Source organism: Streptomyces sp. NBC_01618, from assembly GCF_045209435.1.
Lineage (GTDB): Bacteria > Actinomycetota > Actinomycetes > Streptomycetales > Streptomycetaceae > Streptomyces.
On sequence record NZ_CP109297.1, the window covers coordinates 90,868 to 115,073 of the forward strand.

Sequence of the window (24,206 nt, forward strand, 5' to 3'; positions counted from 1 at the left end):
ACGCGGCAGCCGCCGTCCTGCGGGACTCGGGCTCACACCGACCACCAAGGAGATCGCCGCGGCGGCGGGCTGCTCAAAGGCCCTGCTCTGCAAGCACTTCGTGAGCAAGGCGGAGCTGTTCGCCGCGGTCCTCGCAAAACGCATTCCGCTGGATCCCCCGCCCCGCCCCTTTGGCCCCCTCGGCGGGGCGGGGCGGCCAGCGGGCGAACCTGTGCGCCCTCGCCCACTACGAGACCAACCTCCGGACCCTGGCCGCCTTCCACGCCGACCCGGCGCTCCTGGAGCGGCCTGGCACGCCGGCCGGCCCCGTCGACGGAACCGAAAACGGTGGCGGGGTATCTGCGCGCCGAGCAGATACCTGGGCCGGATCGCCAGTGCGGCCGATCCCGAGGCCCTCGCCTCATCGCTCCTCGGCGCCTGCCTGCGCGAGGTCTTCCGCGCCGCGTTCGCGCCCACCCAGGGCAGCCCGCAGGAGCGCGCCGACCGGCTCATGGACACGTTCCTGCCCGCCCCGCACACGGATCAGCCCACTTTTCGGGCACTTGACGCCCGCTTCACGCCCGCCCGGTGAGATACGGGCGACCACCATGAGCGGGCGCGGACGTCGCCCTGTCGAGGCGAGGATCCGATGCGAACATCCCGCCGACCAACTCGGTCTGCCGGCTGCGTAGTTCGAACCCATGATTCCCTCGTATCCCGCCGGGCGCTCACTGCCGCAGAAGGTCGCCGAGCCGGGTCTCCAGGGCTCGGGCGGCAACTGCTCCCCGCACCCGCGGGGATGGTCCCGGCGGAGAAGACCAGTCCGTACTTCGAGCAGCTGGCCGACGACGTACGCGTCCAGGGGTTCTGGCGAACCGTCTCCGCCCGCTCCTGCGAGACCATCGCTCACTGGGCACAGGCCGGCGCCGACCGGCTGCGCAACGGTGCCACCCGCCCGGACCTGCCGACCGCCGAAGCACTGCTCAAGCTCTCCGACGCAGCCCTGGCCTACAGCAGCCCACTTCGCGAGCGGCCCGATACCGACACCGTGGCCGCCGCCCAGAACCAGAACCCCACAGACATCCGCCGGCTGCGCAGCAGGCGCTGTCACGTTGTTGAGGGTGTGAGTGCCTGATGGTGTGTCGGGTGTGGTGGGGCCGGGTTCCGGCTCCGTGCTCAGGCCGCGGTAGGCAGGCCGGTGACGCCGGTGACCTGATCCCAGCTGGCGAAGCGGATGGTCATCTCGGTGCGGTATTCGCTGGCGGTCATCAGGTGGCGGCGGGGCCTGAAGTGGGGTGAGATGCCGCTGAACGCGGACAGGAACTGCTGGGCTCCGCCGACGGAGCGGAAGCCTTTCATGGCGCGTTCGCGTTGTCGGGTGGGCTGGTGGCTGTTCTCAGCCCGGTTGTTGAGGCCCTTGTGGGCACGGTGCTCGACGGAGGGTATGACCTCGCGGTGGGCCGCGCCGTAGGAACGGAGCTTGTCCGTGACGACCACCCTCGGCACGGCCCCGATTCCCTTGAGGAGCCGACGGAAGAACCGCCTGGCCGCAGCGGTGTCCCGCCGGTTCTGTACGAGGATGTCGAGCACGTTGCCGTCCTGGTCAACGGCCCGCCACAGGTACTTCTGCTCTCCGTTGATCTTGATGAAGACCTCGTCCAGGTGCCACTTGTCGCCGGGCCGGGGCCGTCGGCGGCGCAGGCCGTTGGCGTAGGACTGCCCGAACTTCAGGCACCAGCGGCGGACGGTCTCGTGGGAGACGATCACGCCGCGCTGCAGCATCAGCTCCTCGACCTCGCGGAGGCTGAGCGGGAAGCGGAAGTACAGCCACACGCAGTGCGCGATGATCTCGACTGGGTACCGGTGCCCCTTGTACGGCGGCGGCGTACTGCCCACGGACAACCCCCTCCACCATGATCAACCCGAAGATCATCCCACCCGGCCAGCCAACGTGACAGTGCCTCATCAAGTGGTTGCGGAAGGCCTCCTCCAGCCGCCAAGCGCCTTGGCCGCGGGGTCGGTTTCGCGTCGGTCAGCAGCGGGGCCGCAGGACGCGATCGGGGCGCCCGATCACTCACCCGCGTCGGCGCGGGACCGCGGGCTCCGGCCTGCGCAGCCGGAGCGGGTTCACCCGTCGGCGGGCTGTCCGGGCTGTCCGGGCTGTCCCGCGAGCGTCGCCGCGACATGGGCGCGGGCGGGCTCCTCGAGCTCCTCGTGCAGCGCGAAGAAGAGGTCGGCGGCGCGGATGCCGACCCAGTCCGCGGGCAGCAGTTCAGTGGGCAGGCCCGGGTCGAGGTAGGGCAGCCGCCGCCAGTCGGTCAGGGCGCGCACGTAGTGGGCGAATGCCCCGGCCTCGTCGGTCCCGCGGCGGCCCAGGCTCTCCCGTACGGGGCCGTGAGCGTCGATGAAGTCGCGGTACAGCGGCTCCAGTTGCTCGAAGTCCCACCACTGCCGCACCTTCTGCGACAGCTCGCCGAAGGCGAGGTGGTCGGAGCGCAGCAGATCGGCGTACGAGGTGAGGTCCAGGCGCCGCAGCATCGCGGCCGTGGCGTCGTACAGGTGGGCGGGCGCGATCCAGACGCCGGGCGCGACCGTCCCGAATCCGAGCCGGGCGAGCTGGGAGCGCAACTGGTGGCGCTTGTTGCGTTCCGACTCGGGTACGGAGAAGACCGCGAGGAGCCAGCCGTCGGTGAGGGTGGCGCGCTCCCGCCGGAAGATCCGCTCGTCGCCCTCGCGCAGGATGTCGCGGGCTTCCTCGGACAGTTCGTAGCCCGCCGCGCCGTCCTGCCGGCGGGCCACGAGGATGCCGCGCCGCTTGAGCCGGTGGATGGCCGAGCGCACGGCCTGCTCGTCGACGCCGAGGCTGGCGAGCAGGCCGATCAGCGAGGCCACGGACAGCCACCCGCCGTGCCGGCGCGAGTAGAGGCCGTACACGGTAACGATCAGGGTCCGGGGCGGGGCGGAGGACGGCCGGATCCGGAGGTCCGCCGCTTCCGCCGCCTCCGCCGGGTCGGCGGCTGCGCGTGCGGTGGTCATCCGGTCACAGTACCAACGGGCTCGGCCGCCCCGCCGTTCAGCCTCCCTGGGTGCGCAGCCGGAAGCGCTGGATCTTGCCGGTGGTGGTCTTCGGCAGTTCCGGGAGGAAGGCCACAGCTCGCGGATACTTGTACGGGGCTATGGTGTGCTTGACGAAGGTCTGGAGTTCGGCCGCCTTCGCGTCGTCGCCCGCGACGCCTTCCCGGAGCACGACGAACGCCTTGACGATCACGCCTCGCTCGGGGTGGGGGACGCCGATGACCGCGGTCTCGGCCACGTCGGGGTGGGCGAGCAGGGCCTCCTCGACCTCCGGTGCCGCGATGTTGTACCCGGAGGAGATGATCATGTCGTCGTTGCGGGCCTGGAACCAGAAGTAGCCGTCGGCGTCGCGGACGTAGGTGTCGCCGGTGATGTTCCAGCCGTGCTGGACGAAGACCCGCTGCCGGTCGTCGGCGAGATAGCGGCAGCCGGTCGGCCCCTGGACGGCGAGCCGGCCCGGCGTCCCGTCCGGCACCGGATTGCCGTCCGGGTCCAGGATCGCGGCGCGGAAGCCCGGGACGACGCGGCCGGTGGCGCCGGGCCGGATGTCGTCATCCGCGGCGGAGATGAAGATGTGCAGCATCTCGGTGCCGCCGATGCCGTCGATGATGCGGATGCCGGTGGCCCGCTCGAACTCCTCCCAGACCGTGACCGGGAGGTGTTCGCCGGCCGACACACAGCGGCGTACGCCCTTCAGGGACGCAGCCCGGCCCGCGGCGAGGATCGCCTTGTACGCGGTGGGGGCGGTGAACAGGACGGTGGCACCGTGCTCGGCGACCGTGTCGGCGAGTTCGCCGGGTGTGGCCCGCTCCAGCAGCAGCGTCGAGGCACCGGCACGCAGCGGGAAGACGATCAGTCCGCCGAGCCCGAAGGTGAAGCCCAGCGGCGGGGTTCCGGCGAACACGTCGTCCGGCGTGGGGCCCAGGATGTGCCGGGAGAAGGTGTCGGCGTTGGCGAGGACGTCGCGGTGGAAGTGCATGGTGGCCTTGGGCCGGCCGGTGGTGCCGGAGGTGGGGCCGAGGAGGACCACGTCGTCGGCGGCGGTGTCGACGGCGGTGAACCCGCCGCTCTTGGCGGCGGCCCGGGCGGTGAGGTCGTCCGGGTCGTCGTCCGAGCCGTAGCACAGGACGGGCAGGTCGTCCCCCGCCGCCGCGCGCATCTCGTCCGCGAAGCGGTGGTCGCACAGGGCGAGGGCGGGCCGGGTCAGCTCGATGAGCGGGGTGATCTCCCCGGCACGCAGCAGCGGGACGGTGGTGACGACCACCCCGCCCGCCTTGACGACGGCGAGCCAGCAGGCCACCAGGTACGGGGTGTTGGGGCCGCGCAGCAGGACGCGGTTGCCCGGCACCAGAGCGAGGTCCTCAGTGAGCACTTGGGCGATCCGGTCCGTGTGGCGCCGCAGATCGCCGTACGTCCAGCTCTCGGTGGGCGTGCGCAGGCAGGGGCGGTCGGGGCCGAAGCGGCGGATGGTTTCGTCGAGGAGGACCTCGGCGCAGTTGAGGCGCTCGGGGTAGTGGAGTTCGGGGAGGTCGATGTGGAATTCCGGCCACTGGTCGGCGGGCGGCAGGTGGTCACGGCAGTACGTGTCGTGGTGCGCGGACGGTGAGAGCTGCATGGGCAGCGCTCCCTTCTGACTGGCGATGTCCGAAGCGCGGGATGAGGGGGCGGGCCGCCGCCGTGCGGGGAAGCGGCGGCCCGTTGTCGTACGTACGGCGTGGAAGGGGGCACTCCCCCAGCTACCGCTGGGGGTACCCCCACCCAGCGGTAGTCCCCCTGGGCCTGGCGGCCCGGGTGGTGCCCCCAGGGGGAGGATCAGACGGACCGGAGCGGCGCGTCGGCGTAGGCGCCGGACAGCAGCCGGCCCGCGCCGGGAGCAAAAGCAGGCAGGCCGAGGGCGCGCATCATCTGGTGGGCGGTGGCGATCGAGGCGGACAGCACGGGCTTGCCCAGTTCCTGCTCGACGACCTCGATGGACTCCAGTGACGGCATCTGCACGCACGCCGAGAGCACGATCGCGTCCGCGTCGCCGTGGTCGAGTTTGCGGACGATGGGCACCAGGTCGCGCGGGTCGTGCGCGGCGACCTGGAGGTTGTCGGGGATCTCCAGTGCCGTCCAGTCGCCGACCTCGATGCCCTCGTTGCGGATGTAGTCGACGACGGTCTCGGTGAGCGGCCGCAGATAGGGGGCGACGAGGGTGATCGAGCGGGCGCCCATCGTGTGCAGCGCACCGACCAGTGCGCCCGCGCTGGTGACGACCGGCGCGGGAGCGCCGTTCTCCCGGGTCACCGCGGTCAGCTTCCGCTCGGACGTGCGGTGGTAGCCGTGCCCCATGCTCATGATCGCGACGAGGCAGGCGTAGCCGAGCACGTCGACACGGGCGTCCGACAGCTCGGCGGCGCAGCGGGTGGAGTCGGCGTCCATGGCCGCCAGTTCCTCCTTGCGCACCTGCTTCATCCGCATTCTGCTGGAGTGGAAGGTGAACCGCTCGGGGGCGACGGTCTCCCGGGCCCGGAAGAGGGCCGGGATCTCGGTCTCCATAGTGACGTTGGAGCTCGGCACGATCTGGCCGATGCGGAAGGTCTTGGGGCGTTCGCTCATCGTGCGTCCACCACCGGGTTGCGCAGGGTGCCGATCGACTCGACTGTTGCCTCAACGATGTCGCCGGGGGTGAGGAACTGCTGCGGGGTGAAGCTCGCGCCCACTCCGGCCGGGGAGCCGGTGGCGATGACGTCGCCCGGCTCGAGGGTCATGCCGGCGCTGATGTCGGCGATCAGTTCGGGGATGCGGAAGAGCATGTGGCGGGTGTTGCCCTTCTGCTTCACCTCGCCGTTGACGCGCAGGGAGAGGTCGAGGGTGTGCGGGTTTGGTACGTCGTCGGCGGTGCGGACGGCCGGGCCGAAGGGGGCGTAGGAGTCCTGGCCCTTGGAGTAGAACCACTGCCCGGAGCGGCGCTGGTCGCGGGCGCTGATGTCGTTGACGATGCTGTAGCCGAAGACATGGTCGAGCGCGTCCTCGGGCCGCACCCTCTTCGCGGTCCTGCCGATGACGACGGCGAGCTCGCATTCCCAGTCGAGCTGGGCGGTCAGGTCGCCGTCGTGCCAGATGGGCTCGCCGGGTCCGGTGACGGCAGTGGCGGGCTTGCTGAACAGCACGGGCCGCTGCGGCAGTTCCTTGTCGGTGTCGAGCGTGCGGGCCGACTCGGCGACGTGCTCGGTGTAGTTGAGGCCGACTCCGACGATCTTGCCGGGACGCAGGGGCGCCTTCAGCGTGACCTCGGCCAGCGGATGCCGCGCCGCTTCGGGCACGGGACGGGTCAGCAGCTCGGTCAGGGCGGCGACGGCTTCGGGAGCCGCGTGGACGAGGTCCAGCACGGTCGCGGGAGCTGCCCCGAGCCCGGGGACGACGGCGCCGTACTCGGCGGTGAGCGTGGCGATGTCGATGACGGTGTCGTCGCGCTGTATGCCCAGCCGGCGCGCCTCGTCGCCGTCACGGGTGTAGCTGACCAGCAGCATGTGGACTCCTTGGAGGTGTGCGCGGTTCCGGGGTGGTTCAGGCGGTGGGCTGGTGGCCGTCGTTGTCGGTGTGCGCCTCCTCGCGCCAGAAGGCGAGGGAGCGCATGACCGGGAAGTCGTTGAAGGAGAAGAGGACGGCGTCGTCGGTGCTGCTGGTGTTGGCGTGTTCGTGCCAGGCCCAGGACGGGACGCAGAAGATGTCGCCCTCCCGCCAGTCGAAGCGCTGCCCGGCGATGATCGAGTGGCCCTGGCCCTTGGCGACGTTGTAGACGACCGAGCCGGTGTGCCGGTGCGCCTTGGTGGCCTGCGAGGGGCGCAGCAGCTGGAGGTGGGCGCCCATGGTGGGCATCACGGAACCGCCGGTGAGCGGGTTGCTGTATTCGAGGATGATCCCGTCGTACGGGGAGCCGTCGCTCGCCTTGGCGGCGTTCAGCAGCGCCGGGTACGCCTGGTCCCAGGGGTAGGCGAACAGCGGGGAGTAGGGCTTGGTCCAGCCGTCCTCGAAGCCGTACGGGCGCAGCTCGCCGGCGCCGTAGGTGAGCAGCGAGGAGTTCACGGCCTTCCCCTGCTCCTGGTACAGGTCCGGGTGTACCTCGTAGAAGCCCGCGTCGTGCGCGTTGACCAGTGGGATGTCCAGGCCGTCCTGCCAGATGACGGGGGCGTCGTCGCCTTCGTTGCCGTGCTCGTGCCAGGCCCAGTTCGGGGTGATGGCGAAGTCGCGCGGGCCGACCTTGAGCTTCTGTCCGTCGACGATCGTCCAGGCGCCCTGCCCCTCGACGACGAAGCGCAGCGCCGCGGCCTGGTGGCGGTGCGCGGTCATGGACTCGCCGGGTCCCATGATCTGCAGTCCGGTGTAGAGCATGCCGACGGCGGCGGAGATGTCCTTGCGGCCGGGATTGACCAGCATCACGACTCGGCGACCTGCGTCATCGGCCTTGACCAGGTCGAGCGACTCCAGCACCAGCGGGCGCAGGCGCTCGTACGACCAGTGCACGGGGACCGACTTGGGCTGCGGGTACCACGGCTCGATCTCGTTGGCGACGGTCCATAGCGCTCCGGCTTCGTGCTCGGCGAGCCGCTCGTAGTACGCGCTCAGGTCCGCAGTGTCGCTGACTCGCGCCCGGCCCGGTACGTCGTCGCTGTAGGTCATTTCCGCTCTACCTCCCTCTTTCATTGCGTTCCATTGACGGTCGTCATCGTCACGCTATAGCTTCGAGAGTGTCAAGAGGTTGGAGGAAAGAGATGAACTCACCAGATCCCGGATCCGCCCCCCCTACGGCCGGTCCGGACACGGCCCTCGAGGCGGTCGTGGAACGCAGGGTCGAGTGGTGTGACACCGACGCCTCGGGCCACCAGCACCACTCCGCGATCCTGCGGTGGGTGGAGGCCGCGGAGGCCGAACTGCTGCGCCGGCACGGCCTGGACCGGCTGTTCGGGCGCACCCCGCGGGTGCGCCACGAGGTCAACTACCGCGCCCGGCTGTGGTTCGGCGAGACCGTGACCACCCGGCTGCGGGTGGTCCGGCTCGGCCGCACCTCCCTCACCTATGCCTTCGAGGTGCGCGGCCGTGAAGGCGTCGCCGCCCAGGGCACGCTGATCGTCGCCCACGCCGAGCCCGACTCCCCCTCGGCCACGCCCTGGCCGCAGAAGGTGCGGGACGCTCTGGAGGCCGCGCCCGGCACCGCCGCGGAGGTGACCACATGATGCGCATCGCGGTCATCGGCGGCGGCCCGGCCGGCCTGTACTTCGCCGCCCTCGCCAAGCAGCTGGACCCTTCGCGTGAGATCACCGTCTGGGAGCGCAACGCCCCCGACGACACCTTCGGCTTCGGCGTGGTCTTCTCCGACGAGACGCTCGACGGCATCGCGGGCGCCGACCCGGCCGTCTTCTCCGCCATGGAGTCCGAGTTCGCGCGCTGGAGCGACATCGACATCCACTACCGGGACAGCGTGCAGACCTCCGGCGGGCACGGCTTCGCCGCCATCTCCCGCAAGCGGCTGCTGCAAATCCTGCAACGGCGCTGCACCGAACTCGGCGTCGACCTGCGCTTTTGCACCCAGGCCCCGCCCGCGGATGAGCTGGCCCGCGAGTACGACCTGGTGATCGCCGCCGACGGCGTCAACTCGGCGACCCGCGCCAAGCACGCGGACGTCTTCGGCCCGTCGCTGGACGTGCGCGACTGCCGCTACATGTGGCTCGCCACCGACCGGGTGCTGGAGGCCTTCACCTTCGTCGTCGCCGAGACCGAGCACGGGCCGGTGCAGGTGCACGCGTACCCGTTCAGCTCCGACCGCTCCACCTTCATCGTCGAGATGACCGAGCGGACCTGGTGGGCGGCGGGCTTCGACGCCTTCGCAGCCAAGGAGTACGCGCCCGGCGAGAGCGACGAGGAGAGCGTGGCCCGCTGCGCCGAACTGCTCGGGGACCACCTCGGCGGGCACCGCCTGCTGACCAACAACTCCAAGTGGGTGCGGTTCACCACCGTACGCAACCGCACCTGGCGCCACGGCAACATCGTGCTGCTCGGCGACGCCGCGCACACCGCGCACTTCTCCATCGGCTCCGGCACCAAGCTGGCGATGGAGGACGCGCTGGCGCTGGCGGCCGGCCTTCAGGCCGAGCCGCACGACCTGGATGCCGCGCTGGAGCGATACGAGCGGGAGCGCAGGCCCGTCGTGGAGTCCACCCAGCGCGCGGCGCAGGCCAGCCTGGAGTGGTTCGAGACGATCGAGTACGCGGTCGGCCAGGAGCCGGAGCAGTTCGCGTTCAACCTGCTCACCCGCAGCCGCCGGGTCACCCACGACAACCTGCGGGTGCGCGACCCCGAGTACGCGGCCGGGCTGGAGCGCTGGTTCGGCGGGGAGCACGCGGCGCCGCCGCTGTTCCAGCCGTACCGGCTGGGCCGGTTGGAGCTGCGCAACCGCGTGGTGGCCGCCCCTGTCGCCACGTACTCGGCGACCAGCGAGGGCGTGGTCGGCGACGCCGAGCTGGTGCACCTGGGCGGTGCTGCCTTCGGCGGGGCGGGCCTGGTGCTCGCCGGGATGACCGCGGTCAGCCCCACCGGACGGGTGACCCCGGCCTGCCCGGGACTGTGGGACGACGCGCAGATACCGGGCTGGCAGCAGATCACCGACCTGGTGCACACGCACAGCGGCGCCGCCATCGGTGTGCAGCTCAGCCACAGCGGACGCAAGGGCTCCACGGAGGTGCCCTTGCGCGGCGCGCTGGGCACGCCGCTGGCCGAGGGAGGCTGGCGCACCGTCGCTCCCTCGCCGGACGCGTGGGGCGACCATCCCGCGCCGCATGCACTGGAAGAGCCCGAACTCGAGGTCATCGCAGAAGAGTTCGCGGCTGCGGCCCGCCGCGCCGATGCCGCGGGCTTCGACGTCCTGGAACTCCAGGCGGGCCACGGCTTCCTGCTCTCCTCCTTCCTGTCCCCGCTCACCAACCACCGCACGGACGCCTGTGGAGGCGACCTGACCGGCAGGCTCCGCTTCCCGCTGCGAGTCCTGGACCGGTTGCGCTCCGCATGGCCGGCCCACAAGCCGCTGATCGTGCGGATCTCCGCCGCCGACTGGACCGAGGGCGGCACGACGATCGAGGACTCGGTCGCCGTCGCGGCCGCCCTGCACTCCCACGGCGCGGACGCGATCGACGTCTCCAGCGGCGAGGTCGTGCCCTGGGAACGGCCCGCGTACGGGCGTACGTACCAGACGCCGTTCGCCGCCCGCATCCGCGCCGAGGCCGGGGTGCCGGTGATCGCGGTCGGCGGCTACTCCACCTACGACGACGCCAACTCCACGATCCTGGCGGGCCGTTCGGACCTGGTGGCGCTCGGCCGTGCCCAGCTCCACGACCCGGCGTGGACCCTGCACGCCGCCGCAGCGCTCGGCTACCGGGGCCCCGCCGCGTACTGGCCGCGCGCCCTGCGCCCCGGCAGCACCCCGCCCCCGGCCGGCGGCCGCGAGCGCCCCGCCCTCGCGCTGCGCCCGGCCCCCGCACCCGACATCCACCACCGCTGGCGCCCGACTCGTGAGGAAAGGACCGCCTGAGCATGCAGCACCCGGAGGACTTCCCCCGCTTCACCGCAGCCGCCGTCCAGGCCGCTCCCGTCTACCTCGACGCCGCCGCCACCGTCGACAAGGCCGTCGCCCTCATCCACAAGGCGGCGGGCAACGGCGCCTCGCTGATCGCCTTCCCCGAGGTGTTCGTCCCCGGCTACCCCTACTGGAACTGGACCATGAACCCGGTCCAGGGCTCCCCTTGGTACGAGAAGCTCTACCGCTCGGCGATCGACGTACCCGGCCCGCACGTCGACACCCTGCGCGCCGCCGCGGCCGCCACCGGCACCACGGTCGTCATCGGCGTGAACGAGCGCGGCGCCCACAGCCTCGGCGTGCTCTACAACAGCGTGCTCGTCATCGGCCCGGACGGCGCGCTCCTCGGCGTCCACCGCAAGCTGGTCCCCACCTGGGCGGAAAAGCTCACCTGGACCGGCGGCGACGGCAGCTCGGTACGGGTGCACCACACCCCCGTCGGCCCGCTCGGCGTACTGGCCTGCGGCGAGAACACCAACACCCTCGCCCGCTTCTCCCTCCTCGCCCAGGGCGAACTCGTCCACGTCTCCAACTACATCTCGCTGCCGGTCGCGCCCGCCGACTACGACATGTCCGAGGCCATCGCGATCCGCACCGCCGCGCACTCCTTCGAGGGCAAGCTCTTCTCCATCGTCTCCTGCTCAACGATCAACGAGGAGATGATCGAGGTCGCGGCCGGCGACGACCCGGAGACCGCCAAGGCAATGCGACGCCCCCGCAGCGCCCTGTCCGGGATCTTCGGCCCCGACGGCCGCCCGGTCACCGAGCCGCTCGTCGACGACGAGGGCATCGTCTACGCGGAGATCGACCTGGCCCGCTGCATCCAGCCCAAGCAGATGCACGACATCATCGGCCACTACAACCGCTTCGACGTCTTCCGGCTGCACCACGACACCACGCCCCGACAGCCCCTCGTACGGACCCGGGAACCACTCTCGGGCGGGCCGGCGGACGAGGGCGCTAACGGCACGGTTACCGGTCCCTGGCAGCCCGAGCCCGGAGCCGAGCCGACCGGGACTCGGTGACCCGTCTCCGCGAGGAGAGGTGAACCCCCATGAATTCCGTAAACGCAGGCCGGCGAGGAACTCGCCGGGCAGAGGAGGTGGACGCCGTGTCACGCAGCCCCAGGCATCCGCACCGACCGACGACGCGGCAGCCACGTGAGCACTCCATTGACGGGCGGCCCGCCACGACTGCGTGGCCCAGCGCGCAGCCCCGGCACGGCGCTTGGCGAAAGCCTCAGCGAGCGTTCTCCGCACCGAGCCGGTGATCAGATCGCGCAACTCCACTGACAGAGACGGTCGTCCCGGGGACGGCGATTGCGTCCACCCGTTCTTGACCAGGCGCTGATACCAGGCGAGCAGGGTGCGCCGGCGAACGATCCGGTGCGCGCAACGGCCAGGGCAGCGGCCGGACCGGGCGCGGCCGCAGCGCCCAGTCCGGCTTGGGCCGGGCTGCCCGGCGGTGTAGCACCTGCGACCGGCTGGCCCACCGCCACGCAATGCGCGGCAGACGGGGAGGAGAGGAGGAGGCGAACCGCAGCAACGGCGCCTGGCAACGCCTCCTCCCGTGGCGGCGCTCGGCGACGGCGGGGCGCTGATGGGCGCTTCGGATCTGGAGACCTTGGTGCGGCTGGGCCTGCCGATGGTCGTCGTGGTCTACAACGACGACGCGTACGGCGCCGAGGTGCACCATTTCGGGCCCGAGGGTTTCCCCTTGGACACCGTTCGGTTCCCGCCCGTGGATCTTACTTCGATCGCGGCCGGATTCGGCTTCACCACACTGACGGTCCGCACCGTCGCCGACCTCGCGCCGGCTGAGCACTGGCTCCACGGCCCCCGCGACACCCCGCTGCTGATCGACGGTGACCCGCGACCAGGGCGCTTGGTGGCTGGAGGACGCCTTCCGCAGCCACTGATGCGCTGATTACGAGCCCCATCCACTGAAGGGACGAACATGCCAATTCCCGGAAAACCAACACGGCGTGGAATCCTGACCGCCGGACTTGGCCTGGGCGCGAGCTGTGCCTGCGTCATGGCTGCTCCCGGTGGTGCGACTGCAGCATCGTCGGCAGCCGCGAGCCCGGCCCGTCCGAGCGGGCCGCCCCCGGACAGCGGGACGCACCTGGTCATGCTCGGCACCCAGGGCGGCCCCATCCCGGGGCGCCGGGCCGCGTCGGCCACCGCCCTCGTCGTCGGAGGCGCGATCTACCTCATCGACGCTGGCAGCGGGCTGCCGCTGCGGATCTCCGAGGCGGGGCTGGACTTCAAGAAGGTCCGCGGCCTGTTCATCACGCACCTGCATTCCGACCACTACATCGACGCTTTCAACTTCTTCTCGCTCAACTGGACCAACTGGGACTACCCGCGGCAGCAGGTCCAGGTATACGGGCCGGGACAGGCGAGCAAGACCGACCCTGCGGGCTCGGAGGCACCCGGCCTGCCCACCGACCTGTACGCGCCGCTGGTCCGCCCCGAGATGCCCACCCCAGGCATCGTCGAGTTCTTCGACTTCTCCATCAGCGCGAACACCTACGACATCAACGAGAGGCTGCGCACCACGCGCCGCTTCAACGGCGAACCCATGGACTTCACCGGGGGCAGCAGCCCGGCCCTGATGGTCCCGCACACCATCGACGTGCCCGCACACGCCAACGTCGAGAACCGCATCCCCGAAATGGCACCGATCCCGGTGTACGAGGATGATCGCGTGAAGGTGAGCGCCATGCTCACAGACCACCCACCGGTGTTCCCCGCCTTCTCGTTCCGGTTCGAGACAGCGGACAAGACGATCGTCTTCAGTGGCGACACCTCCCCGAACGCCAACCTCCAGGAGTTCGCCCGTGGTGCGGACGTACTGGTGAACGAAGTCATGGACATCGACGCTGCAACTGCCCGCTTCGCCGGCCAGCCGATCTACGACCGGATGCAGGTGCAGTTCAGCAGCGCCCACACACCGTTGCGAGACTGGCAGTCCCCCAGCACCGGACAGACCAAGCCTGGTGTCGGCACGTTCGCGCACCAGTGCGGCGTGAGATCCCTGGTGCTCAACCACGTCTACCCGGGGGATGGGAGCGTGAAGGACAGCGAGTTCCGACGCGATGCGGAGCGAACCCTCAAGCGGCCCGTAGTGGTCAGCGACGATCTCATGGTCATCGATCTCGCCGATCTGTCGGTCCCGCGGAAGGACACAGCGAAATGACCAGCCTGCACACCGCACATCAGGGCCCGTCGCACTCACGCTTCCTGCCGGTGGCCCTGTGCTGCGCCGCCATCATCGTCGACGGCTACGACCTGATCGTCTACGGCACCGGCTGGCCGACGGCCGAGGAGTGCTGGCGGGCTGCACCGCATGTCGCACACGTTGTGAGGTCCTGAGCCGAGCCATGCGGTTTTGTATAACGCCTGACAGAAGCGGCATTGGTGGCCAGGAACCGCCCGGCCTAGGGTCTCAGCAGGCCGAGAGAGGGCCCGGGTCGGGGACAGGTCACCGCTCAGATCGCCGGCGTCGCATCGTGTCCACGGCCCGGGTCACCGGGCGTTCGGCCCGGACCTCACCACGGTGGGCCTGCCTGCCAGCCGCCACCGCGCCACGGCCGCCTGAGGCCTGCCCCTCACGGTCCCCGCATCACCGATCGGGTGAAGTAACCCATGCTGAACACAGGAGACGAACAGTGACCACGTTCCAGACCCCCGAGCAGACACTCCTCGCGCGGGCGCACCAGCTCGACGAGGACGACCCTCTGGCGGCTTACCGCGCCTCGTTCCTCGAGGCGCCCGACAGCGACCTGGTCGCCTACCTCGACGGGAATTCGCTCGGCCGGCCGTTGCGCGCGACGGCCGAGCGGATGGACCGCTTCATACGTGGGCAGTGGGCCGGCCGCCTGATCCGCGGGTGGACCGACGAATGGCTGGCGTGGCCCGAACGGCTCGGAGACCGGATAGCCGCCGCCGCGCTGGGGGCTGCTCCCGGGCAGGTCGTGGTTGCCGACTCGACGACCGTCCTCCTCTACAAGTTGGTGTGCGCTGCTGTCGACGCGCGTCCGGGGCGCTGCCAGATCGTCGTCGACCACGACAATTTCCCGACCGATAGGTACGTCGTCGAAGCGATCGCCCGGGAGCGAGGCCTGGAGCTCGTGTGGATCCGGGCGGATCTCGCGTCGGGCGTCACCCTGGAACAGGTGGCCGAGGTGGTGTCGGACCGGACCGCGCTGGTGCTGCTCAGCCACGTGGCCTACCGCTCCGGCTGGATGGCCGACGGACCCGCCATCACCCGCATCGCGCACGACGCCGGGGCGCTCGTGCTCTGGGACCTGAGCCACTCGGCCGGGTCCGTCGAGCTGGCCCTCGACGCGTGGGGTGCCGACCTCGCGGCCGGCTGCACCTACAAGTACCTCAACGGTGGCCCCGGCGCCCCGGCGTTCGGCTACGTCAACCGCGCCCTGCAAGCTGAGTTCCGGCAACCGATCTGGGGATGGATGGGCCGGCGCGACTCCTTCGCCATGGCTGCGGGCTATGAGCCGGCGGACGGTATCCGCTCCTTGCTGAGCGGCACACCGGCGATCCTCGCGATGGTCCCGCTGAGCGTGTCGCTGGAGATACTCGAGGAGGTGGGGACAGCTGCCGTGCGGCGCAAGTCGGTGGCGCTCACCGAGTACGCCGTGGAACTCCTCGACACCCTGCTGGGCGGCGCGGAGCTGCTCTCCCCGCGCGACCCGGAGCGGCGTGGTGGACACGTCACCATCCGCAAGCCCGGCGCCCGGGACGTGGTGGCGAAGCTGTGGGACGAGGGCGTCATCCCTGACTACCGGGAACCCGACGGCATCCGCATCGGTCTCGCGCCGCTGAGTACCAGCTTCGAAGAGGTGTACCACGGTGTCACGAGCCTGTGCCGGCAGCTCGGGTCCGGGGCTTGCCGCTGACGGCGATGCCGGCCTAGCACGGGAGCCGGGAGCCCGGCCCGCGGGGCGGTCACCCGCGGGCCGGGCTTCGCGCGCATCGGTGCGGCCGGGGCTCCTGATCGTCTATCCGGACCGCTGATTGTCCCGTTACGGTGTGGTCGTGGATTCCAATCGGCTGCTGGACGGCCGGCTCAAGATGCGTCATCTGACGATGGTGGTCGCGATCGCTGACCAAGGCGGCGTGACGCGTGCAGCCGACGAGCTGCATCTGACCCAGCCTGTGGTCACCCGGGCGTTGCGCGAGCTGGAGGAGATCCTGGGCGTCTCCCTGTTCGAACGCGGTCCACGCGGTGTCACGGTCACCGCTTTCGGAGCCGCGTTCGTCGAGGACGCGCGCGCGATCATCAGACGGATGCGCCAGGCTGCCCGCCGCCTCGACGCGCTGGCGGCCGAGGAGGGCGGCACCGTCGCCGTGGGCACCCATCTCACCGGCACGGACGGCTTTCTCCCCCGCGCCATCCACCGCCTCAAACGCTCGCGGCCGCGGGTGGTGGTCGAGCTGGTCGAGGCTCCCCACGAACGCCTTGTGTCCCAGTTGTCCAGCGGTGTGCTGGACATCGTGGTCGGCCGCGTCGACATGTCAGCCGATATTCCCTGCGTACGTCAGGTCCGTCTCTACACCGAGGGCGTGAAGCTCGTCGTGCGGGCCGGACACCCGGCTGCCGCGCAGCCGGATGTGACCCTGGATGCGCTGCGCGGCTACCCGTGGATCTTTCCCGGCGCCGAGACGGCGGTGTCACGCGAGCTGTTCGCGGCGTTCGGCGACCGCGATCTGGCGCCGCCGGAGGACCGGATCATCAGCACGTCGCTGTCGGTTCCCGAGATCTTGCTCCTGGAGTCGGACGCGGTCGCGGCGCTGCCTGGGCACATGGCCCTCGACGACGGCCGCTTCCAGGTGCTGCAGTGCGACGGATTCTCCCTGGACCGCACGGTGGGGGTCCTCCTTCCGCAGGAGCGGTCGATGACCCCCACCGCCGTCGACTTCATGAAGTGCCTCCGGATGGAGGCCGGGAAGATCCGCGAGGCCGCAGGCGCCGGCGCCGGCGTCTGATCAGGACGAGGCAGCCGTGCGGGCGGCCAGGGCGCTGACGTCGTAGCTCTGCAGGTCATCGCCCACTATGACGGTGCCGGCGAACTCCGAGCGTGCCCCGGTCAGGAACTGCTCGTGGGTGACGCGCCCGTCGGCGGGGTACAGGTGGGTGAGCACCAAAGCCCCCACACCGGCTTCCGTCGCCACGGCGCCGACACCGGGAACGTAGTCGGGGGCTCCGGGGACCCCGTGACTGACCAGCGGAGTGTGACCGGTCAGGAACTGCCGCCGGTAGGTGTCCGCCAAGGCAGTCCCCTCGTACATTGCGACGGCCTCGTCCACCGCAACGACCTCGTTGACCAGGACGTCGGCGCTCGACGCCAGCTCCACGAGGTTGCGGCACGAAGTGGTGTCCCCGCTGAACACGACGGAACCGTGCGGGGTGTCGAACCGGTAGGCGAAGGCGGGGAAGACGGGCGGGTGGTGGACCAGGATGGCGGTGACCTTGACCCGGTCGTCCTCGTAGACCTCGATGGGGTCCATGGTCGGGCTGGGATTCTCCACGTGGGCGTGGCCGGGCGTCGGGATCGCCTGGGGGACGATCATCGGACGCCCGGTCTCGCCCGTGAAGGCGAGCGGAACACCATCCGGCCGCCGGGTGGTCCGGATGGCGTTGTTGAGGTCGAACGCGTAGGCCTGTTTGAGCAGCTCGGTCATCTCCACGATGCCCGGGGTGGGCAGCTCCGGCGAGATGACCGGCGTATCTGCCAGGTCAGGCATGCCGGGAGTCCGGCTGGTGCCCGGGCCGCTGAGGTCGGCCCGCCCCGGCCCGAAGACCGGGATCTGCTGCGTCTCAGGTCGCCACAGCGGGAAGTTCACGTTGAAGAACATGAAGTAGTCGGCGATGTGGTCGCTGTGCAGGTGGGTGATGAACATCGAGCGCACCTGCCCGAAGTCCAGCCCCGCCTCATGGAAGCGCTGGATCAGGCCGGCGCCCGCGTCGATGATGTAGATGGCCCCGTCCACGACGAGTGCGCTCACCGCCGATGCGCGCATCTCGGGGTGCGGGCCGGCCCGCGTGCCCAGGAGCACGAGGTGCGTTCCCCTCTCCGGGGGCGGGCTCATCCGCTCTTGCAGTCGATGGGGGTGGACGCCTGATGCGCTCATGATCATTGGCCTTTCCTGTTGTTCTTGCTGTACTTGCTGCACTTGCCGTCGGGTGAGAGGTGGTGGTCTGGAGGGGTCACGCCGGGGGCTCGGCCTGGGGAACCGGCGTGTCGGCAGGCCGCCGCTCTGCTCGCGGTCCTGCGCTCGGGGCCAGGTGCCGCACCTTCTTGTGGCGAAGCGCCCAGACGCCGACGCCGAGCAGAGCCCACAGGGCGAAGGCGAGATTGGCCTGAGGTGTGAGCCGCCCGATCAGCAGGTAGGTCTGGACGACGAGCACCACGCCACCGGTCACCGTGCAGGCCAGATGGACGCCCCGGCTGAGCTTGAAGGGCGCTGCGGCGTACTGGTGGGGCGAGCGGGTGCGCAGCCGCCATGACGCTGCGACGAGGATCGCGAGGATGGGGCCCGTGGCGATCGACGCCATACCGGCAACGGCCTCCACGCTGAAGCCGAGTAGCACGGGCGCCACGCCCACGACGTACAGGACCGTGAGCAGCCAGTGCGGGGTCCCGTAGCGCTTGTTGACCGCGCCGAGGCCCGCAGGGAGCCAGCCGTCGTCGATGGCGGCGAGGACCGGCTTCGTCGCAGCGAGCAGCAGCGAGTTGATGTGGCCGACCACGGCACACAGTGCTCCGCCGATGACGAAGAAGGCCGCCCCTGAAGGGCTCAGGATGACCTCGGCCACTGCCGTCATCGTCTTGTTGGCGGCCGCCTGCGGACCGAGTACGCCGATCGAGGGGATGGCGACCAGCACGTAGAGGACGGCGGCAAAGGCGGTGGCGCCCACGACGGACACGGGTATGTCACGGCCCGGGCGTTTCATCTCCCCTCCGAGGTCCGACACGGCGACGGCGCCGGTCGTGGCGAAGGTGAGCAGGGCGGCGGTCGACAGCAGCCCGCCCACGCCCTGCGGTGTGAACTCGCTGAAGTGCGTCCACTGCACATGGCCCAGACCCGTGACGCCGTAAAGGCCGAAGGCTGCGAGCATGATGAATCCCAGCAGGATCCCGACGCGGCTGGAGAACGCCGCGCCGAAAAGGTTGGCGACGAAGAAGACTGTCATGAACACGAACGCCACGGGCCGCGCGGGAAGGGACGGCCACAGTGACCGGGCATACGCCGCTCCGGCCAGCGCCATCAGGCTGAGCTGGATCGTCACGAGCACCGCGAACCACATCGCGACGAAGCCGACCGTCGGGGAGAACACCCGGGCGCCGTAGGTGTAGCGGCCGCCGACCACCGGCATGGCGCTCGCGAGGGTGGCTATGGGAATCGAGTAGATGATCACGGCGACTGCCGCAATCACGAAGGCAAGGGGCGTACCCGAACCCGTCATGGCGATGGCGACACCCATCAGTGCAACGACACCACCACCGACCACCTGATGAAACGCAACGCCGAGCGCCTGCGGAAGAGTGATGGTCCGCTTCAGATTGGCCTGCGCGCCAACGCTCTGTTTCGACCTCATGGATGATCCCCTCTGCCCCTTGCCACGGAACCTGTCAGCGGACTGCACCGCAGCTGCTGCCACGAGTCCGCTCATGATGCGGCGCGCCGACATGCGCGACTAATGCCGAAGTCGTCCATCCCATGACGAGATGGCTATGCGGCCGGGGGTGCCGCAACTCCGGCTGAAAGCAGTACGGTCTGGCCCGCATCGATTCAACCTTCAAGGAGGCGGCACAGTTGGGCATCACACGCCGGACGTTCGTGAAGCGCAGCGGACAGGCCGCGGCAGGGGCCGGTGCCGTATGGCTGGCCGGCAGCACGGTGGGACCGGCCGCCCAGGCGCTCGCGGCGTCGCGCGGAAGCGCCGGCACCGCACACATCACCGTCACCGAGGCGACCAACGCCTCGGCGGCCCTCTCCCCGGACGGCCGAACCATCGCCTTCGACCTGCTCAATCTCCTGTGGACCGTGCCGGCCGCCGGCGGTGAGGCGACTCGTCTGACGGACATCGAACAGGAGGCGACCGAGCCGGACTTCTCGCCCGACGGCAAGCGGATCGTCTTCGTGTCGTACACCGACGGCAACTTCCACCTGTGGCTGATGAACACGGACGGGACAGGGCTGCGCCGCCTCACCACCGGCACCGCCGACCACCGCGAGCCGCGGTTCTCCCCGGACGGGACCCGGATCGCCTGCGCCGTCGAGACCGGCAGCCGGTACGCCATCCACGTGCTGTCCCCGGACACCGGCAAGAGCGAGATCTGGACGCGGGGAACGGCCCAGGAGGCGCAGCCGGTCTGGACCCCGGACGGCTCCGCGATCGCCTTCACCACCGGTACGGGCAGCGCCCCGAGAGGCATCGACCTGGTGGACGCCTCCAGCGCGCGACGCACGCTGGTCACCGTCTCCGACGGCTTCGTCGCCGGCCCGTCCTTCTCCCCCGACGGCAGCCAGCTCGCCTACATCCACCTCACCAAGGCCGGCACCTCGCTGGTCGTGGACGGAAAGGTCGTCTCTGACGAGGGCGAGGACGTCTTTCCCTTCCCCGCCCGCTGGATCTCCGACGACGAGCTGCTGCACACCGCCGACGGAAAGCTGCGCCGCCGCGTGATCGGCGGTACGACCCAGGACATCGAGTTCAGCGCCGGCGTCACGGTGTCCACGGTCGACGAGCGGCCCAGCAACCGGGACTTCGACAGCACCGCCGCGCAACAGGTCAAGGGCATCGTCGGCCCGGCGCTCTCGCCGGACGGCAACCGGGTGGCCTTCGCCGCGCTCGGCGACATCTGGGTGATGCACCGGGGCGCGGCACCCGAGGCCGTGGTCTCCGACGGGCACTACAACACCGCCCCCGCCTGGTCGCCGGACGGCCGCACGCTCGCCTACGTCAGCGACCGCTCGGGCGCCGTCGAGCTGTGGCTGTATGAGCTCGGCAGCGGCGAGCGGCGGCAGTTGACCGGTCTCGGCGACGCGGACGCACCGGCCTGGAGCCCCGACGGCAGGTCGGTCGCCTTCGTCGCCGACGGATCGACCCTCACCACCGTCGACGTGGCCACGGGGGACGTACGCAAGGTCGCGGGCCCGCTCAACGCTCCGGCAGGCCCAGCTTCTCCGCCGACGGCAAGCAGATAGCCAGTGCCGTCCTGGTGCCGGTCACCCCGCGCTTCCGCGAGGGCCGCAACCAGATCCTCACCGTCGACCTGGACACGGGCGCGGCCCGTTACAGCGAGCCGGTCCCCGGTGCGTCGCTCGCCAATCGCGTCGACAGCGGTCCCGTCCACTCCCCCGACGGCAAGAAGATCGCCTACGTTGTGGGCGGCACCCTGCGGGTCAGCGCAGTGGACTCCTCTGGCCTGCCGACCGGGCCCGCCCGCACCGTGGGCAGCGAGACCGCCGACGCCCCCAGCTGGAGCGGGGATTCCCGCTCGCTGCTCTATTTGTCCGACGGTCGTCTGCGCCTCGCCGACGCGGACAGCGGCGAGGCCCGCACCGTAGCCGTCCCCTTGAGGTGGCGTCAGGCGAAGCCGTCCGGCCGCACCGTGATCCAGGCCGGCGCCCTGTGGGACGGTACGAGCGCACGGCTGCGCCGTGACGTCGACATCACGCTCGAGGGTAACCGCATCGTCGACGTGTCCCCGCGCGGCACCGGGCCCAGGCGAAGCGACGACCGGACCGTCGACGCCCGGCACCTGACCGCGATGCCCGGCCTGATCGCTGTGCATGAACACGGGCCGTGGTACCGCAACGACACCGGACGGCTGTGGCTGTCCTTCGGCGTCACCGCCCTGCGCTCCCCGGGCACGTGCCACTACGCGAGCGTCGAGGCGAAGGAGGCCGTCGGGTCCGGACGCCGCACCGGCCCGCGGGTGTTCGCCGCCGGCGACTTCATCGACGGTTCGCGGATCTACTACTCCTCCGGCCGCCCGGTGACCAGCGCCGGGGAGCTGCGGCGCGAGCTCGACAAGGGCCGGGCGCTTGGCCACGATCTGGTCAAGACCTACGTCCGGCTGCCGTACTCGCTGCAGCGCAAGGCCATCGAGACCGCCCACCGCCTCGGCCTGCGGACCACCTCCCACTATCTGTTCGGCCCGCTCGGACTCGGCGGGGACGCCGTGGAGCACATGGGCGGCACCAGCCGCTACGGGCGCCGGCAGAAGTTGACCCATCTCGGCCACACCTACCAGGACGTCACCGGGCCGCTGTCCGGCGCCGGGATGGCCTTCACCCCGACCCTCGGGCTATCTGGGCTCGGCCTGTACCGCTACGCGGAGTGGGCGATTGACGATCCCCGGCTGACCGAGCTGCTGCCCGCCGCCGAGTACAAGGCGTTCGGCGAAGGCGTCGAAGCAGCGCAGGCCGAGGAGCACGTGGAGGAGATCGCCGTCGTGGGGCGCCACGTCGAAACGATCCGCCGTCTGATCGAGGGCGGGGCGCACGTGGCGGTCGGCACGGACACTCCGCTGGTCCCCCCGGCCGTGTACTACCACCTCAATCTGCAGGCCATGGTGCGCTACGGCGTCAGCCCGCACGACACGCTGCGGTCCGCAACCGTCGAGGGGGCGCGCGTCCTGGGGTTGAGCGGTGACCTCGGCACGGTGGAGCCGGGCAAGCTCGCGGACCTGGTCCTGGTCGAGGGCGATCCGCTGGAGGACATCACGGCGGCGGCGGCGGTACGGCAGGTCGTCGTCGGCGGGTTCGTGCGCAGCGTGCCGGACCTCATCGCCAGGAGGGCCTCGGAGGGCGGAGTGCTGAGCGCGGCCGCGCCATCGGTCGCGGCCGGTACGACGTCGGGCGTGCACAACAGGGCTCTGCCGGAGGTCCCGCAGGCTCCGGCCACGGAGCGCTACTGGTGGCACCGGGAGGAGCATCAAAACCACACCTGCTGCTGAGGGCGCAGTACCTGGTGTTGATGGGCGGTGCATGCCGTGCATCGCCCGTCACAGGAGGCCACCGCCTCTCCCCTGGCGCCGCCCATGACCAGGCCGACTGACCGGTCCCGCGCGACACCCCCACGCCCGGTGCACAGCGGCTTCCGCGGGAAGACACGCCGAGACTTGCCCGTAACTCGCCTACCTCATCCGGCCGTTGTAAAAGGCTCGAAAGGACGCCGTCTCATCGAGCGGCGGAAGTTGATGAAGATCCAGATCAGGCTGACGGGCCCGCTGACTGGTCCGAAAATGGACGTCTTCGACCTCGTGATCGTGGACGAAGCCCACCGGACAAGCGGATCCGCAGGGAAGGCGTGGGCCGCCATCCACGACCAGGACGGCATCCCCGCCATGCGCCGGCTCTACATGACCGCCACACCCCGGATCTGGAAGGAACGCCCGCCCCGGAGGATCGAGCGGGCCGTGTCGGAGACCGGGGAGCCGTTCGAGGGCTGGGACCGGCTGCCACGCGAGCTGACCTGCTCCATGGACGACCCCAAAATCTACGGGCCCGTGGTCTACGAGCTCTCGCTCGCGTCGGCCGTGTCCCGAGGGCTTCTGGCGCGGTATCAGATCGCGGTGGTCGAACTGACCGACCCCGTCGTCACCCCCCGCCCGCCTCGCCGGCGACGAAAAACGCGAGGAGCAGCTGCGGGGCGAGCGGATGGGAGCGTTGCAGGCCGCGCTGCTGGAGACGATGGCGGTCCATGACCTGCAGACCACCATCACGTTCCATCACCGGATGATAGAGGCCTCCGCGTTCGCGAAGGGGCCGCCTACGGGGAGAACTTCAAGGCCATTGACATGTGGGCGAACTGGCTGTGCGGGGAGCACGAGGCAGACCACCGGCGCCAGGTACTGGGGGACCTCGGGCGCCGGACGGGACGGGCGGTGCTCTCGAACTGCCGTCGATATCCGAGCGGTGGATTCCGTGGCACTTTTGGACCCGAAGGGGTCGGCGGTTGATATCGTGCAGGCTATTGGCCGGGCGCTGCGTCAGGAACCCGGGCAGGGGAAGATTGCCACTTTGATTGTGCCCGTTTTTTTGGCGCGGGGTGAGCAGCCGGAAGACATGTTCACGTCCTCTTCGTATCGCCCCTTGGTGAAGGTTCTTGAGGGGCTTCGGGCGCACGATGAACGTGCCGTGGAAATGCTCGCTATTCCGCAGGAGAGCCAGAAGCAGGTCGTTGATCCGTCGCAGACGATCGGTCCGGAGCCGGAGGATGGTGAAGAGGAGTCGCGGCTGCTGCTCCGGTTCGCCGCCCCCAGGGATCCCGTGATGATCGCGAAGTGGGTCAAGTTCCAGATCCTCGATACCGAGCGCCAGGACTGGACCCGCGGCTACGACACCGCCCGGCGGTATCAGGAACGGAAGGCGGCCTGGACGTTCCGTACGAACACCAGGAAGGCGCCTACCCATTGATCATTTTCCATCCTGAAGTAGCAGGTCAGGATGGTGGCGTGAGGAGCGGGTGGGGTGCTCGCGCTGGTCTCCGGCGTGATCCTTAG

General features: G+C 70.3%; 22 protein-coding genes. 14 read left to right on the top strand and 8 right to left on the bottom strand.

Annotation, left to right across the window (positions count from 1 at the left end; translation table 11 throughout):
- Positions 1-82: 82 nt before the first annotated feature.
- Together OH735_RS00435 and OH735_RS00440 are read left to right on the top strand one after the other, a co-directional pair.
- Positions 83-571, top strand: a complete 489-nt coding sequence (locus tag OH735_RS00435; RefSeq protein ID WP_406386339.1) for a hypothetical protein — start codon at positions 83-85, stop codon at positions 569-571.
- A 207-nt stretch (positions 572-778) separates the two neighbouring features.
- On the top strand, positions 779-1,114 hold the full coding sequence (locus OH735_RS00440; protein WP_406378459.1) for a hypothetical protein: 336 nt from the start codon (positions 779-781) through the stop codon (positions 1,112-1,114).
- A 41-nt stretch (positions 1,115-1,155) separates the two neighbouring features.
- Here the strand turns inward: OH735_RS00440 and OH735_RS00445 are convergent, their stop codons facing one another.
- The 6 genes from OH735_RS00445 to OH735_RS00470 all read right to left on the bottom strand — a co-directional run bounded on the left by OH735_RS00445 (position 1,156) and on the right by OH735_RS00470 (position 7,716).
- A complete protein-coding gene (locus tag OH735_RS00445) occupies positions 1,156-1,875 on the bottom strand; it encodes an IS6 family transposase (RefSeq protein ID WP_406378461.1) in 720 nt (239 codons plus the stop codon).
- Between the two features lie 231 nt (positions 1,876-2,106).
- A complete protein-coding gene (locus OH735_RS00450; protein WP_406378463.1) occupies positions 2,107-3,015 on the bottom strand; it encodes a PaaX family transcriptional regulator C-terminal domain-containing protein in 909 nt (302 codons plus the stop codon).
- A 37-nt stretch (positions 3,016-3,052) separates the two neighbouring features.
- Entirely contained in the window at positions 3,053-4,669 is a 1,617-nt protein-coding gene (locus OH735_RS00455) for an AMP-binding protein (protein ID WP_266753273.1), read from the bottom strand.
- A 197-nt stretch (positions 4,670-4,866) separates the two neighbouring features.
- Positions 4,867-5,652 (bottom strand): Asp/Glu racemase, encoded by a 786-nt coding sequence (locus OH735_RS00460; protein WP_323184140.1) that lies wholly within the window; start codon positions 5,650-5,652, stop codon positions 4,867-4,869.
- Entirely contained in the window at positions 5,649-6,566 is a 918-nt protein-coding gene (locus OH735_RS00465; RefSeq protein ID WP_406378466.1) for a fumarylacetoacetate hydrolase family protein, read from the bottom strand. Before OH735_RS00465 ends, OH735_RS00460 begins: the two co-directional genes overlap by 4 nt.
- A gap of 37 nt (positions 6,567-6,603) precedes the next feature.
- Positions 6,604-7,716, bottom strand: coding sequence for a cupin domain-containing protein (locus tag OH735_RS00470; RefSeq protein WP_406378468.1), 1,113 nt, complete (start codon positions 7,714-7,716; stop codon positions 6,604-6,606).
- Between the two features lie 92 nt (positions 7,717-7,808).
- Between OH735_RS00470 and OH735_RS00475 the strand changes: the two genes are divergently transcribed.
- The 8 genes from OH735_RS00475 (at position 7,809) to OH735_RS00510 (ending at position 16,674) form a co-directional block, all read left to right on the top strand.
- On the top strand, positions 7,809-8,270 hold the full coding sequence (locus OH735_RS00475) for an acyl-CoA thioesterase (protein ID WP_406378470.1): 462 nt from the start codon (positions 7,809-7,811) through the stop codon (positions 8,268-8,270).
- Entirely contained in the window at positions 8,270-10,618 is a 2,349-nt protein-coding gene (locus tag OH735_RS00480) for an FAD-dependent monooxygenase (RefSeq protein ID WP_406386340.1), read from the top strand. Before OH735_RS00475 ends, OH735_RS00480 begins: the two co-directional genes overlap by 1 nt.
- 2 nt (positions 10,619-10,620) lie before the next feature.
- Positions 10,621-11,688, top strand: a complete 1,068-nt coding sequence (locus OH735_RS00485; RefSeq protein WP_406378472.1) for a carbon-nitrogen hydrolase family protein — start codon at positions 10,621-10,623, stop codon at positions 11,686-11,688.
- Between the two features lie 544 nt (positions 11,689-12,232).
- A complete protein-coding gene (locus OH735_RS00490; RefSeq protein ID WP_406378473.1) occupies positions 12,233-12,589 on the top strand; it encodes a thiamine pyrophosphate-dependent enzyme in 357 nt (118 codons plus the stop codon).
- A gap of 204 nt (positions 12,590-12,793) precedes the next feature.
- On the top strand, positions 12,794-13,864 hold the full coding sequence (locus OH735_RS00495; RefSeq protein ID WP_406378475.1) for an MBL fold metallo-hydrolase: 1,071 nt from the start codon (positions 12,794-12,796) through the stop codon (positions 13,862-13,864).
- Complete coding sequence (locus tag OH735_RS00500) at positions 13,861-14,040, top strand: hypothetical protein (RefSeq protein WP_266753264.1); 180 nt, start codon at positions 13,861-13,863, stop codon at positions 14,038-14,040. Before OH735_RS00495 ends, OH735_RS00500 begins: the two co-directional genes overlap by 4 nt.
- Before the next feature lie 296 nt (positions 14,041-14,336).
- A complete protein-coding gene (gene kynU / locus OH735_RS00505; protein ID WP_406378477.1) occupies positions 14,337-15,584 on the top strand; it encodes a kynureninase in 1,248 nt (415 codons plus the stop codon).
- Positions 15,585-15,723: 139 nt separating this feature from the next.
- A complete protein-coding gene (locus OH735_RS00510; protein WP_406378479.1) occupies positions 15,724-16,674 on the top strand; it encodes a LysR substrate-binding domain-containing protein in 951 nt (316 codons plus the stop codon).
- On the opposite strand, the gene OH735_RS00515 is transcribed toward OH735_RS00510, so the two are convergent.
- Both OH735_RS00515 and OH735_RS00520 read right to left on the bottom strand, forming a co-directional pair.
- Positions 16,675-17,745: an MBL fold metallo-hydrolase gene (locus OH735_RS00515; protein ID WP_406378481.1), complete on the bottom strand. Its 1,071-nt coding sequence runs from the start codon at positions 17,743-17,745 to the stop codon at positions 16,675-16,677.
- Between the two features lie 151 nt (positions 17,746-17,896).
- Positions 17,897-19,288, bottom strand: coding sequence for an APC family permease (locus OH735_RS00520; RefSeq protein WP_406378483.1), 1,392 nt, complete (start codon positions 19,286-19,288; stop codon positions 17,897-17,899).
- Positions 19,289-19,506: 218 nt separating this feature from the next.
- Between OH735_RS00520 and OH735_RS00525 the strand changes: the two genes are divergently transcribed.
- The 4 genes from OH735_RS00525 (at position 19,507) to OH735_RS00540 (ending at position 24,120) form a co-directional block, all read left to right on the top strand.
- Positions 19,507-20,901 (top strand): hypothetical protein, encoded by a 1,395-nt coding sequence (locus tag OH735_RS00525; protein WP_406378485.1) that lies wholly within the window; start codon positions 19,507-19,509, stop codon positions 20,899-20,901.
- A gap of 14 nt (positions 20,902-20,915) precedes the next feature.
- A complete protein-coding gene (locus OH735_RS00530; protein ID WP_406378487.1) occupies positions 20,916-22,658 on the top strand; it encodes an amidohydrolase family protein in 1,743 nt (580 codons plus the stop codon).
- A gap of 243 nt (positions 22,659-22,901) precedes the next feature.
- Positions 22,902-23,408, top strand: coding sequence for a DEAD/DEAH box helicase family protein (locus OH735_RS00535; RefSeq protein WP_406378489.1), 507 nt, complete (start codon positions 22,902-22,904; stop codon positions 23,406-23,408).
- A 220-nt stretch (positions 23,409-23,628) separates the two neighbouring features.
- Entirely contained in the window at positions 23,629-24,120 is a 492-nt protein-coding gene (locus OH735_RS00540) for a hypothetical protein (protein WP_406378491.1), read from the top strand.
- Positions 24,121-24,206: the final 86 nt, after the last annotated feature.

Bases quoted from the DNA above. Each gene is read 5' to 3' on its own strand.
- OH735_RS00440 (WP_406378459.1), top strand. From the start codon at position 779: ATGGTCCCGGCGGAGAAGACCAGTCCGTACTTCGAGCAGCTGGCCGAC.
- OH735_RS00450 (WP_406378463.1), bottom strand. From the start codon at position 3,015: ATGACCACCGCACGCGCAGCCGCCGACCCGGCGGAGGCGGCGGAAGCG.
- OH735_RS00455 (WP_266753273.1), bottom strand. From the start codon at position 4,669: ATGCAGCTCTCACCGTCCGCGCACCACGACACGTACTGCCGTGACCAC.
- OH735_RS00460 (WP_323184140.1), bottom strand. From the start codon at position 5,652: ATGAGCGAACGCCCCAAGACCTTCCGCATCGGCCAGATCGTGCCGAGC.
- OH735_RS00465 (WP_406378466.1), bottom strand. From the start codon at position 6,566: ATGCTGCTGGTCAGCTACACCCGTGACGGCGACGAGGCGCGCCGGCTG.
- OH735_RS00470 (WP_406378468.1), bottom strand. From the start codon at position 7,716: ATGACCTACAGCGACGACGTACCGGGCCGGGCGCGAGTCAGCGACACT.
- OH735_RS00475 (WP_406378470.1), top strand. From the start codon at position 7,809: ATGAACTCACCAGATCCCGGATCCGCCCCCCCTACGGCCGGTCCGGAC.
- OH735_RS00480 (WP_406386340.1), top strand. From the start codon at position 8,270: ATGCGCATCGCGGTCATCGGCGGCGGCCCGGCCGGCCTGTACTTCGCC.
- OH735_RS00485 (WP_406378472.1), top strand. From the start codon at position 10,621: ATGCAGCACCCGGAGGACTTCCCCCGCTTCACCGCAGCCGCCGTCCAG.
- OH735_RS00495 (WP_406378475.1), top strand. From the start codon at position 12,794: ATGCTCGGCACCCAGGGCGGCCCCATCCCGGGGCGCCGGGCCGCGTCG.
- OH735_RS00500 (WP_266753264.1), top strand. From the start codon at position 13,861: ATGACCAGCCTGCACACCGCACATCAGGGCCCGTCGCACTCACGCTTC.
- OH735_RS00520 (WP_406378483.1), bottom strand. From the start codon at position 19,288: ATGAGGTCGAAACAGAGCGTTGGCGCGCAGGCCAATCTGAAGCGGACC.
- OH735_RS00535 (WP_406378489.1), top strand. From the start codon at position 22,902: ATGAAGATCCAGATCAGGCTGACGGGCCCGCTGACTGGTCCGAAAATG.